The sequence below is a fragment of the Halomonas urmiana genome, assembly GCF_005780185.1.
Classification (GTDB): domain Bacteria; phylum Pseudomonadota; class Gammaproteobacteria; order Pseudomonadales; family Halomonadaceae; genus Halomonas; species Halomonas urmiana.
Genome location: NZ_VBUI01000017.1, coordinates 95120 through 105386, shown reverse-complemented (window position 1 = coordinate 105386; position 10267 = coordinate 95120). Strand labels below are relative to the sequence as shown.

Annotated in this window: 9 protein-coding genes and 1 tRNA gene; 6 read left to right on the top strand and 4 right to left on the bottom strand. The window is 65.9% G+C overall.

Annotated features, from left to right (window positions below):
* Positions 1-72: 72 nt before the first annotated feature.
* Positions 73-255, bottom strand: coding sequence for a hypothetical protein (locus FEI13_RS12110; protein WP_138181780.1), 183 nt, complete (start codon positions 253-255; stop codon positions 73-75).
* Positions 256-1102: 847 nt separating this feature from the next.
* Positions 1103-1189 (bottom strand) — tRNA-Leu (locus FEI13_RS12105).
* Between the two features lie 141 nt (positions 1190-1330).
* Here FEI13_RS12105 and queA point away from each other — a divergent pair.
* The 5 genes from queA to secF all read left to right on the top strand — a co-directional run bounded on the left by queA (position 1331) and on the right by secF (position 6965).
* Positions 1331-2398, top strand: coding sequence for a tRNA preQ1(34) S-adenosylmethionine ribosyltransferase-isomerase QueA (queA, locus tag FEI13_RS12100; RefSeq protein WP_138181779.1), 1068 nt, complete (start codon positions 1331-1333; stop codon positions 2396-2398).
* Positions 2399-2503: 105 nt separating this feature from the next.
* On the top strand, positions 2504-3622 hold the full coding sequence (gene tgt, locus FEI13_RS12095; protein ID WP_193555736.1) for a tRNA guanosine(34) transglycosylase Tgt: 1119 nt from the start codon (positions 2504-2506) through the stop codon (positions 3620-3622).
* Positions 3623-3686: 64 nt separating this feature from the next.
* Entirely contained in the window at positions 3687-4022 is a 336-nt protein-coding gene (gene yajC / locus FEI13_RS12090) for a preprotein translocase subunit YajC (RefSeq protein ID WP_138181777.1), read from the top strand.
* Between the two features lie 159 nt (positions 4023-4181).
* The gene (gene secD / locus FEI13_RS12085; RefSeq protein WP_138181776.1) at positions 4182-6032 is read left to right on the top strand and encodes a protein translocase subunit SecD; all 1851 of its coding nucleotides are present in this window, start codon (positions 4182-4184) and stop codon (positions 6030-6032) included.
* Between the two features lie 9 nt (positions 6033-6041).
* The gene (gene secF, locus FEI13_RS12080; RefSeq protein WP_138181775.1) at positions 6042-6965 is read left to right on the top strand and encodes a protein translocase subunit SecF; all 924 of its coding nucleotides are present in this window, start codon (positions 6042-6044) and stop codon (positions 6963-6965) included.
* An 81-nt stretch (positions 6966-7046) separates the two neighbouring features.
* On the opposite strand, the gene trpA is transcribed toward secF, so the two are convergent.
* Both trpA and trpB read right to left on the bottom strand, forming a co-directional pair.
* On the bottom strand, positions 7047-7886 hold the full coding sequence (gene trpA / locus FEI13_RS12075) for a tryptophan synthase subunit alpha (RefSeq protein WP_138181774.1): 840 nt from the start codon (positions 7884-7886) through the stop codon (positions 7047-7049).
* Between the two features lie 11 nt (positions 7887-7897).
* The gene (gene trpB / locus FEI13_RS12070) at positions 7898-9118 is read right to left on the bottom strand and encodes a tryptophan synthase subunit beta (protein ID WP_138181773.1); all 1221 of its coding nucleotides are present in this window, start codon (positions 9116-9118) and stop codon (positions 7898-7900) included.
* Between the two features lie 115 nt (positions 9119-9233).
* Here trpB and FEI13_RS12065 point away from each other — a divergent pair, with 115 nt between their 5' ends.
* Positions 9234-10121, top strand: a complete 888-nt coding sequence (locus FEI13_RS12065; RefSeq protein ID WP_138181772.1) for a LysR family transcriptional regulator — start codon at positions 9234-9236, stop codon at positions 10119-10121.
* The last annotated feature ends 146 nt before the right edge of the window (positions 10122-10267 follow it).

Genomic DNA, 10267 nt, shown 5'->3' with positions numbered 1-10267 from the left:
AATGGCGATATCCGCTATATTGCCATGCAGGTCAGTGGGTTAGAAGCGCTTCAGGGGGCCAGTCTCACGGATTCAGGTAAAAGGCAGCCTCTTTTCCTTAGACAAAGTAATGCTATTAGGCATTTCAATCGATCTTTCTGCGTAAGACTCAATCAGCGCAAGAGTATTGTAAGCCGCAATATACAGTGTTCCTGTTGTCATACCCCTGATAAATGAATCATCCCCTTTTTTTGTCTCAACAGACTCTTCGGTCATATGGCCAAAAAAATCCTAGCCGAGAGGTGCGCCATAGTAGCCACACCACGATCTGCAAAAAAACCTTTCTTTTCAACCTCAAGAAAAATCTCATTGATCGACTTTATAGAATCACTTGAAACTTTGCTTATCGACTCCATCATTCTTGTTTTGAGTATTGCCTCCTGTGCGGATTGGCAATATTCCAAGACATCTTTTTTCTTCTTTCTATTTCATTGAGCTTGTTTGATACTACATCTTTAAGCAAATACAACCTTAACTGTCTTGCCAGCACAAACAAACCAAAAACAGTCAAAGCCGGCGCTTTCAAGCAGTTAAGCCACCACTCTAATGTCAAATTCTCCACGACCCACCCCACATAGAAAGAAAGAATTAAACAACAACATTAAAAGCCAGCAGAACATCAAAAACCCGCACCCATTAGACAACATGCAGACCAGATAATGCACCAGAATATTCATACCCCCCAATCCGAATATCGCCGCAACCAGGGTCACCACCAAATTTCATTTCTTGAGGTTTGATGAGCGTATTCCTGCAAGTCATGCTCTCACCCTAAAGCTCGCGCCTGCCGTGGCCTACCCCCGAGCTGTACAAAATATTCTGAATTAGTGAATCTAAAAATAGAGTGAGGAATTTCTCAGTGGCCACTCAAGCCGTAAAAAAGCTGTTGCTTTTACAGGAAAACCAGATATGGGAGTGGGAATCAATATCGCTTGTCGAGCGAATTGTTGATGCCTTCTGAAGACAAAAGCTTACACGCGCTTGCTGATAGTACGGTTATTTTCGTGAAACGGGGAGGGGTGCTTCAGGGAGGGGTATCACATGCAACTGCTTGATTTTATGCTGGTACCGGCGGTCGGACTCGAACCGACAAGGGCTTTCACCCGGCGGATTTTGAATCCGCTGCGTCTACCAATTCCGCCACGCCGGCAACGCGTAAGGCATTATACGTGGGCGCCGGGGCAGGTCAATCGGCCGGCTGACTTCATCGCGCCGAGACGGTATCCTAGCCGGCTTTGCGCGGCTCATCGCGAGCCGCCCACGACGCCCCTCTTCCGGACCGAAACGTCTCATGCAGCGTGCCGACTTCCACTACGAGCTCCCCGAGGCGCTGATCGCGCGCTACCCCTCCGAACAGCGCAGCGATTGCCGCCTGCTGTGCGTCGATGGCGCGAGCGGCCAGCTGGCCCACCGCCGCTTCCCCGACCTGGTCGAGCTGCTCGAACCCGGCGACCTGCTGGTCTTCAACGACACCCGGGTGATTCCCGCCCGCCTGCACGGTCACAAGGCCAGCGGCGGCAAGGTGGAGATGCTGCTCGAGCGCCCGCTGGACGCTCACCGCGGCCTCGCTCACCTGCGCTCGAGCAAGTCGCCGAAGCCCGGCACCGAGATCCTCTTCGAGGGCGATATCCGCGCCGTGGTGGAGGGCCGCCAGGACGCGCTGTTCGAGCTGCGCTTTCTCGGCGAGACGCCGCTGATCGCGCTGCTCGAGGCCCACGGCCACATGCCGCTGCCGCCCTACATCACCCGCGAGGACGAGCTGGCCGACCGCGAGCGCTACCAGACCGTCTACGCGCGCCGCGACGGCGCGGTGGCCGCGCCCACCGCCGGGCTGCACTTCGACGAGCCGCTGCTCGAGCGGCTGGCCGAGAAGGGCGTGGAGAGCGCCTACGTCACCCTGCACGTCGGTGCCGGCACCTTCCAGCCGGTGCGCGCCGACGACATCCGCGAGCACCAGATGCACAGCGAGTGGATCGAGGTGGACGAGACGGCCTGCGAGCAGGTGCGCCGCGCCCGGGCCGCGGGTCGCCGGGTGATCGCGGTGGGCACCACCAGCGTGCGCTGCCTGGAAAGTGCGGCCAGAGAGAGCGCCTGCCTGAAGAGTGCCGGTGACCGTAACCAGGGGGACGAGATCGCCCCCTACCGCGGCGAGACCGACATCTTCATCTACCCGGGCTATGAATGGCGGGTGGTCGATGCCCTGGTGACCAACTTCCACCTGCCGGAGTCGACCCTGCTGATGCTGGTGTCGTCCTTCGCCGGCTATGACACGACGATGGCGGCCTACCGGGAGGCGGTGGCCGAGGGCTATGCCTTCTTCAGCTACGGCGACGCCATGTTCCTGGAGCGCGCGCGCTGAGCCGCCCGCCCTCACCCGACAGCCACGACATCCGGGCCTCGAGGCGCCGCCAGCGCGGGGCCTCCCCGATGCGCAACGAGACTCCCCATGCGTAAAGAAAGCTTCATGACATTCGAGCGCCTGGCCAGCGACGGTCGGGCCCGGCGCGGCCGCCTGACCTTCCCCCGGGGCACCGTGGAGACCCCGGCCTTCATGCCGGTGGGCACCTACGGCACCGTCAAGGGCATGACGCCCGAGTCGGTCAAGGAGATCGGCGCCGAGATCATTCTCGGCAACACCTTCCACCTCTGGCTGCGCCCCGGCACCGAGGTGATCGAGGCCCACGGCGACCTGCACGACTTCGCCCAGTGGGACAAGCCCATCCTCACCGACTCCGGCGGCTTCCAGGTCTTCTCGCTGGGTGCCATGCGCAAGATCACCGAGCAGGGCGTGCACTTCCGCTCGCCGGTGGACGGCGCCAAGGTGTTCATGGGCCCCGAGGAGTCGATGGCCGTGCAGCGCTCGTTGGGCTCCGACGTGGTGATGATCTTCGACGAGTGCACGCCCTACCCCGCCACCGAGAAGGAGGCCGAGCTCTCCATGCAGCGCTCGCTGCGCTGGGCCAAGCGCTCCCGCGAGGCCCATGGCGACTCGCCCTCGGCGCTGTTCGGCATCATCCAGGGCGGCATGCACCCGGAGCTTCGCGAGGCCTCGCTCAAGGGCCTGCTGGAGATCGGCTTCGACGGCCTGGCCATCGGTGGCCTCTCGGTGGGCGAGCCCAAGGAGGAGATGATCCGGGTGCTCGACTACCTGCCGACCTGGATGCCCGAGGACACCCCGCGCTACCTGATGGGCGTCGGTAAGCCCGAGGACCTGGTGGAGGGCGTGCGCCGCGGCGTCGACATGTTCGACTGCGTGATGCCCACCCGCAACGCACGCAACGGCCACCTCTTCACCGCCGAGGGAACGGTCAAGATCCGCAATGCCAAGCACCGCCACGACACCGGGCCGCTGGAAGAAGGCTGCGACTGCTACACCTGTCAGCACTTCTCGCGCAGCTACCTTCACCACCTCGATCGCTGCGGCGAGATGCTCGGTTCGATGCTCAATACCATCCACAACCTGAGCCACTATCAGCGTCTGATGGCCGGTTTGCGCGGTGCCATCGAAGCGGGTACATTGGCGAACTTCGTGGAAGGCTTCTATACGCAGCGCGACCTGCCGGTTCCTCCCGCACCGAATTGACCCATGGCCGGCCCGCCGGGCCGGCCATCCATACCTCTATACATCACCCAGGAGATCGTCATACATGCTGGACTTCTTCATTTCCCCGGCCATGGCTCAGGATGCCGGCGCGGCCGGTGGTGGCATCGCCCAGATCGTCATGCTGGTCGGCTTCGTGGCCATCTTCTACTTCCTGCTGTGGCGCCCCCAGGCCAAGCGCGCCAAGCAGCACAAGCAGCTGATCGGCAATCTCGCCAAGGGTGACGAGATCGTCATCGGCGGCGGCATGCTGGGCCGCATCACCAAGGTGAGCGACGACAGCGAGTTCCTGAGCATGGAAATCGCCGACGGCACCGAGGTCAACGTGCAGAAGAACGCCGTGGCCTCCGTCCTGCCCAAGGGCACCATCAAGTCCATCTGACCCGGGCGCCCTTCGCCCCCGTCGCCGGCCACCCTGGGCCGCGGCGGGGGCCGCCCTGCGGCCGGTGCGGCAGGAGCCGCGCGACCGGCTCCCTCCTTCATTGCCCGCCTGGTCCGCCTTGTCAGCCTCCAACGTCCGCAACCTGAGGACAGGGCCCCCATGCTCAACCGTTACCCCCTGTGGAAGTATCTGCTGATACTCATCGTCCTCCTCGCCGGCCTGGTCTACTCCCTTCCCAACCTCTTCCCCGAGGATCCGGCAGTCCAGATCAGCAGCGAGCGGGGCGACGCCACCATCGATGAGCGCCAGCTCGAGCGCATCCGCGACGACCTCGGCGAAGCCGGCATCGAGATCACCGAGGCCGAGCGCGACGCCAACCGCGTGCTGATCCGCCTCGACAACGCCGACGACCAGATCAAGGCCCGCGACCGCATCGCCGAGATGCTCGGCAGCGACTACGTGGTCGCCTTGAACCTGGCCGAATCAACCCCCGAATGGCTGCAGTCGCTCTCCGCCTCGCCCATGACCCTGGGCCTCGACCTGCGCGGCGGCGTGCACTTCCTGCTCGAGGTCGACATGGACGCCGCCCTGGAGCAGCGCCTCGAGGTCAACGCCAGCGCCATGCGCGAGCAGCTGCGCGAGGAGCGGATCCGCTACCGCGACACCCAGATCGACGGCCGCACCGTCTCCATGGTCTTCGCCAACGCCGAGGATCGCGACGAGGCACGCCGTCTTATCGGCCGGGAATTCCCCGAGTTTACCTACCAGAGCGAGGGGGACGATCGCGGCGCGCGGCTGGTGATGACCATGACCAACCAGGCCGTGGACGAGCTCCAGGACTACGCCATCAACCAGAACCTCACCACCCTGCGCAACCGGGTGAACGAGCTGGGCGTGGCCGAACCGCTGGTGCAGCGCCAGGGGCCGGATCGCATCGTGGTGGAGCTACCCGGCGTCCAGGACACCGTGGCCGCCAAGCGCATCGTCGGCGCCACCGCCAACCTCGAGTTCCGCCTCGAGGCGCGCCCGGACACCCCGGACAATGAGACCGAGTCCTTCCCGTTCCGCAACAGCGAAGGCCGCCGCGCCGACCTGATGCGCGACGTGATCATCACCGGCGACAGCGTCTCCAACGCCAATCACAGCTTCGACGAGAACGGCCGCCCGCAGGTCAACATCGACCTGGACGGCACCGGCGGCACGCTGATGAACCGCGCTACCCGCACCAACATCGGCCGCAACATGGCGGTGCTGTTTATCGAGCACAAGACCCGCGAGACCACCCGCATGGTCGACGGCGAGGAGGTCGTCGAGCGCACGCCCTACACCGAGCGCGGCATCATCAGCCTGGCCACCATCCAGAGCGCGCTGGGCAACAGCTTCCGCATCACCGGGCTCGACTCGCCCACCGAGGCGGCCGAGCTGGCGCTGCTGCTGCGCTCCGGTTCGCTGGCCGCGCCGATCTACTTCGCCCAGGAGCGCACCATCGGGCCGAGCCTCGGCGCCGAGAACATCGAGCGCGGCGTGCTCTCGGTGCAGATCGGCCTGCTGCTGGTGGTGCTGTTCATGCTGGCGCGCTACAAGGTCTTCGGGGTGTTCGCCAACGTCGCCCTGGCGCTCAACCTGACCCTGCTGGTGGCCGCCATGTCGCTGCTCGGGGCTACACTGACGCTGCCCGGCATCGCCGGCATCGTGCTGACGCTGGGCATGGCGGTGGACGCCAACGTGCTGATCTTCGAGCGCATCCGCGAGGAGCTGCGCACGGGGCTCTCGGTGCAGCAGGCGATCCATGCCGGCTACCAGCGCGCCTTCACCTCGATCGTCGATGCCAACATCACCACCCTGCTGGTGGCGCTGATCCTGTTCTCGATCGGCACCGGGCCGGTCAAGGGCTTCGCCGTGACGCTCTCGCTGGGCATCCTGACCTCGCTGTTCACCGCCCTGATGGTGACCCGTGCGATGGTCAACCTGTGCTACGGCGGCAAGCCCATCAAGAAGCTCTGGATTTAAGAGGTGCCTATGAAATCCCTGATACAACGACAGTTCGACTTCATGGGCAAGCGCCGGATCGCCTTCGCGGTCTCGGTGGCGATGCTGCTGGCCGCGGTGGTCGCGCTGCTGACGCTGGGGCTCAACCTGGGCCTCGACTTCACCGGTGGCACCCTGGTCGAGGTCCGCTTCGCCAGCGCGCCGGCGCTGGAGACGGTGCGCCAGGCCCTCGAGGGCGCCGGCTTCCAGGACGTCGCGGTGCAGACCTTCGGCGCCTCCACCGAGGTGCTGATCCGCCTGCAACATGCCTTCGAGGCCGGCGTCGGCGACCAGGTGGTGGCGCTGCTGAAGGACGCCGGCAACGACGTCTCGCTGGTGCGCGCCGAGTTCGTCGGCGCCCAGGTGGGCGACCAGCTGCGCGACCAGAGCGGCATGGGCATGCTGGTGGCGCTGGGCATCGTGATGCTCTACGTTGCGGCGCGCTTCCAGTACAAGTTCGCCGTGGGCGCCCTGCTGGCGCTGCTCCACGACGTGATCATCGTGGTCGGCGCCTTCGCGCTGTTCGGCTTCGAGTTCGACCTCACGGTGCTGGCGGCGGTGCTGGCGGTGATCGGCTACTCGCTCAACGACACCATCGTGGTCTACGACCGCATCCGCGAGAACATCCGCAAGTCGCGGATCGATGACATGCCGACCATCTTCAACGAGGCGATCAACCAGACCCTGTCGCGCACCCTGGCGACCTCCGGCACCACCCTGCTGGTGCTGCTGGCGCTGGTGATCCTCGGCGGCGACATGATCCACTACTTCGCGGTGGCGCTGATCCTCGGCGTGGTGGTCGGCACCTTCTCCTCCATCTACGTCTCAGGGGCACTGCTGCTGCCGCTGAAGCTCTCGCGCGAGGACCTGATCCCCGCCAAGAAGGAGGATCCGGAGGCCGAGGAGCTGCCCTGACGGCGGCCCTTCTCACGCCCACCTGAAAGCCACCCTGCGGGGTGGCTTTCTTCGCTGTAAGGTGAGGCTCGAAGCCTCAGATCACGCCTCGAGGGATGCCGTCTCGCGGGCACGGCGCACGGCAGCGGAAAGCGAGCGGGTCAGCTCGAGCACGCTGCGCGAGGCCTCGGCGGGGCTCTCGGCCCGGGCAACGCTGTCGGTCAGCGCCGAGCCGACCACCACCGCGTCGGCGAAGCGGGCGATGCACTCGGCCTGCTCCGGGGTGCGGATGCCGAAGCCGACGCCGATCGGTAGCGCGGTGTGCGTGCGGATGGCCTCGACTTCCTGCGCCACGCGCTCGGCGGACGGCGCGGCGGCGCCGGTCACGCCGGTGCTGGAGACGTAATAGAGGAAGCCCGAGGTGTTCTGCAGCACCAGCGGCAGGCGTTTTGCATCGGTGGTTGGCGTCGCCAGGCGAATGAAGTCGAGGCCGTGAGCCCGGGTCGGCAGGCACAGCTCCGCGTCGTGCTCCGGTGGCAGATCGACCACGATCAGCCCGTCCACGCCGGCCTCGGCGGCCTCGGCCAGGAAGGCCTCGACGCCCATGCAGTAGATGGGGTTGTAGTAGCCCATCAGCACCACCGGCGTGGCGTCATCACGCTCGCGCAGGGTGCGCACCATGGACAGCGTCTTGCGCATGTCCTGCCCGCCCTTCAGGGCACGCAGCGTGGCGGCCTGGATGGACGGGCCGTCGGCCATCGGATCGGTGAACGGCATGCCCAGCTCGATCACGTCGGCGCCCGCCTCGGGCAGGGCCAGCAGGGTCTCGAGGCTGGTGTCGTAGTCGGGATCGCCGGCGCTGATGAAGGTGACGAGGCCGGCGCGGTCGGCGGCCTTGAGTTCATTGAAGCGGCGTGAGATACGGTCGTGGCGTTGGGTCATCGCCTTTCTCCTCAGTCGGCCAGCTCGTCGGCCAGGTGGTCGGTGACGGTGGCCATGTCCTTGTCGCCCCGTCCACTCAGGTTCAGCACCATCAGGTGATCGGCCGGCAGGGTCGGCGCCAGCTTGATCGCATGGGCGATGGCGTGAGCGGTCTCCAGTGCCGGGATGATGCCTTCCAGGCGGCACAGGGTCTTGAAGGCCTCCAGCGCCTCGTCATCGGTCACGGCGACATACTCGGCCCGGCCGGCCTCGTGCAGCCAGGCGTGCTCGGGGCCGATGCCCGGGTAGTCGAGCCCCGCCGAGATGGAGTGCGCGTCCGTGATCTGCCCCTCGGCGGACTGCAGCAGGAAGGTCCGGTTGCCGTGCAGCACGCCGGGGCTGCCGCCCTGCAGGCTGGCGGCGTGCTTGCCGGTGTCCAGCCCCTCGCCCGCGGCCTCCACGCCGATCAACCGCACGTCCCTGTCCTCGAGGAACGGATGGAACAGGCCCATGGCGTTGGAGCCGCCGCCGATGCAGGCCACCAGGGAGTCCGGCAGCCGGCCCTCCTTTGCGACCATCTGTTCGCGCACCTCGCGACCGATCACCGACTGGAAGTCACGCACCATGGCCGGATAGGGATGGGGGCCGGCCACGGTGCCGATGATGTAGAAGGTGTCCGCCACGTTGGTCACCCAGTCGCGCAGGGCATCGTTCATCGCGTCCTTCAGGGTGCCGGTACCGCTGGTCACCGGGATCACCTTGGCGCCTAGAAGTTTCATGCGCTGCACGTTGGGCAGCTGGCGGTCGATGTCGGTGCTGCCCATGTAGATGATGCATTCCAGGCCGAAGCGGGCGGCCACGGTGGCGGTGGCCACGCCGTGCATACCGGCCCCGGTCTCGGCGATGATGCGCTTCTTGCCCATGCGACGGGCGAGCAGCACCTGGCCGATGCAGTTGTTGATCTTGTGCGCGCCGGTATGCATCAGGTCTTCGCGCTTGAGGTAGATCCGGGCGCCGCCCAGCTGCTCGGTCAGCCGCTCGGCGAAGTAGAGCGGGCTCTCGCGCCCGATGTAGTCGCGGCGCAGTGCCTCCAGCTCGGCGTGGAAATCGGGATCCTGCTTCGCCGACTCATAGGCCGCCTGAAGCTCGAGGATCAGCGGCATCAGGGTTTCCGCGACGAAGCGGCCGCCGAAGCGGCCGAAGAATCCATCGGCATCGGGGGCGAGTTCGGCAGTCGGGTGCGGCAGACCCATGGTGACGACTCCTGGCTGGTGGGGTTGGCCACCAAGATACATCGCGCCACGGCCCTGTAATAAGCGATCATTGCGCGCTAACCTGTGAGAAAAGCTGACATGTCAGGAGCCCGTCTTGAGTGATCGACTGCCCTCGCTGAATGCCCTGCGCGCCTTCGACGAGACGGCCCGCACGCTGAGCGTCACGCGCGCCGCGGAGGCCCTCCATGTCACCCATGGCGCGGTCAGCCGCCAGCTCAAGCAGCTCGAGGCGCAGCTCGGGGTGACGCTGTTCCGGCGCCAGGGCCGCGGGCTGGCGCTGACTCAGGAGGGCGAGCTGCTGCGCGCCTCGACCTCACCGGCCTTCGAGCGGCTCGGCCAGGCCTGCACCCAGCTGCGCCGACGCGCCTCGGAGGCGCCGCTGGTGCTCGGCTGTCCCGGCAGCTTCCTCGCCCGCTGGTTCATCCCCCGGCTGGACCGGCTGAAGGCGCAGTGCCCGGAACTGAACCTTCACCTCACCGCCGACGAGGAGGTGGCAGGCCGTCTCGGCACCGAGGTGGACGCCGTGCTGCGCTTCGCCGAGCCGCCCTGGCCCACTGAGGTGCGGGTGGTCGAACTGGCGCCGGAGCGCATGGGGCCGGTGCTGGCGCCGGAACGGCTCGACGTCCCCGATCCCGCTACCACCGACCTGACGAGGCTGCCGATGCTGCATACCCAGTCGCGCCCCCAGGCCTGGTCGCAGTGGTTCGCGGCCCAGGGGCTGGACCCCGCCGCGATGCGCCATGACCAGTCGTTCGAGCACCTTCACTACATGCTCGAGGCGGCCCTGGTGGGCCTGGGCGTCGCCATCGCACCGTCCTACCTGGTGGAGGAGGACCTGCGTACCGGGCGGCTGATCGCGCCCTGGGGCTTCATCGAGACACCGGCCCGGCTCGGCCTGTGGTTGCCGCCGGGCGCGCCTCGGCGGGACCTCGCGCGGCTGGTCGAGTGGCTGACACGGGAACTGGACCGCTCCCCCGCCTGACGACCCGACAACGCACCGCCCGCCATCCCGCCTCGCCGGCCGCATCGGGGCACGTCGTGCGTCTGTAGGCCTCCTTACAATGATCGCCCTTCTCACAACGCAAGACGCCCCCACGGCAGGGCCATGGGGGCGTCTCGTCATCCGCC

Coding starts and splice junctions, on each gene's coding strand:
- FEI13_RS12110 (WP_138181780.1), bottom strand. CDS start 255: ATGACCGAAGAGTCTGTTGAGACAAAAAAAGGGGATGATTCATTTATC.
- queA (WP_138181779.1), top strand. CDS start 1,331: ATGCAGCGTGCCGACTTCCACTACGAGCTCCCCGAGGCGCTGATCGCG.
- tgt (WP_193555736.1), top strand. CDS start 2,504: ATGACATTCGAGCGCCTGGCCAGCGACGGTCGGGCCCGGCGCGGCCGC.
- yajC (WP_138181777.1), top strand. CDS start 3,687: ATGCTGGACTTCTTCATTTCCCCGGCCATGGCTCAGGATGCCGGCGCG.
- secD (WP_138181776.1), top strand. CDS start 4,182: ATGCTCAACCGTTACCCCCTGTGGAAGTATCTGCTGATACTCATCGTC.
- secF (WP_138181775.1), top strand. CDS start 6,042: ATGAAATCCCTGATACAACGACAGTTCGACTTCATGGGCAAGCGCCGG.
- trpA (WP_138181774.1), bottom strand. CDS start 7,886: ATGACCCAACGCCACGACCGTATCTCACGCCGCTTCAATGAACTCAAG.
- trpB (WP_138181773.1), bottom strand. CDS start 9,118: ATGGGTCTGCCGCACCCGACTGCCGAACTCGCCCCCGATGCCGATGGA.